The 1235-nt window shown below is 46.6% G+C and carries 1 protein-coding gene; it reads right to left on the minus strand.

Going from position 1 to position 1235, the window contains the following annotated elements:
• Positions 1–8: 8 nt before the first annotated feature.
• A protein-coding gene (locus BIT28_RS00055) for an IS3 family transposase (RefSeq protein ID WP_089153640.1) occupies positions 9–1168 on the minus strand; the annotation gives its coding sequence in 2 pieces (ribosomal slippage) (positions 9–901 and positions 901–1168; 1161 coding nt in all).
• Positions 1169–1235 lie beyond the last annotated feature (67 nt).

Raw genomic sequence — 1235 nt, forward strand, 5'->3', positions numbered from 1 at the left:
TGTAGTGGTCAACAGATTCCGGACATTGTTTTAAGCTGATTTTCGGCATTAACTGGCGACAGCCCATCATTGGCTTGGTGCGGCCGTTGCCTATTGTAGTAGTCCATCAAGTAATAGCTGATGTCTCTCTTAGCCTGTGTCTGGGTCAGGTAACCTGTTGCTGGTACCCATTCGGTTTTCAGGCTTCTAAATAGTCTCTCCATAGGAGCGTTATCCCAGCAGTTACCGCGACGGCTCATACTTTGAGTAATTCGATATCGCCAAAGCCTTTGACGATATTGACGGCTGCTATATTGGCACCCTTGGTCTGAGTGGAACATTACGCTGTTAGGTCTCCCTCGTTGTTCCCAGGCCATATCCAAGGCTTTGCAAGTCAAATCAGCATCTGGCTTATTTGATAACGCCCATCCCACAACACGTCGGCTAAATAGATCTAGTACGACGGCTAGATAACTCCATTTTGAACCTGACCAGATATAGGTAATATCGCCACACCAAACTTGATTTGGTGCAACAACAGAGAACTCACGCTTCAGCAGGTTCGGGATGTCTGGTCGCTCTGACTTAGCCTGCTTATAGCGATGCGAGCCTGGTTGCTTGCTCACCAAACCAGCTTCTTGCATGAGCTTTCGTACCTTGAATCGACCAATCTCGAAGCCCTCTGAGCGCAAAATAGAGACAAGAGTTCGACTGCCTGCAGCACCTCGGCTCATATTGAAGAGCTCTTTAGTTCGGCTAGCTAACCGAATGCGATTAGCATCCGGCTTTCGCTGCTTAAACTCGTAGTAACAGGACGAAGCTACATCGAACAATTCACAAAGCATTTTGACCGGTTCATGCTCCCTTAACTGGTCAATTAGCGAGAACGTTCGAGTTCGTCCGACATTAAGAGAGCTGTAGCTTTTTTTAGTATGGACTTTTCTCTTTCTAAGCGATTAATTCGAGCTTCTAACTCTTGAATCCTCTGCTGTTCAGGTGTCAGAGCTTTGGTGGTTGGGGTGATTCCACCACGTTCAATCTTTAGTTGATCGACCCAGCGTCTTAAGGCTGTCTCTCCAATATCTAGAGAACGTGCTGCCTCTGCTATTGAGTAGCCTTGGTCAAGAACCAAGCTCGCAGCATCCATTTTGAATTCAGAAGAAAATGTACGTCGTTGTCGTTTTGTCATTGAACACCTCATTTACGGTGGAGACTTTACCACCTAATTTGGTGTCCGGGATCATTAAACCACTACA

It is taken from the genome of Photobacterium proteolyticum (genome assembly GCF_001939735.1).
In the GTDB taxonomy this organism is placed as follows: domain Bacteria; phylum Pseudomonadota; class Gammaproteobacteria; order Enterobacterales; family Vibrionaceae; genus Photobacterium; species Photobacterium proteolyticum.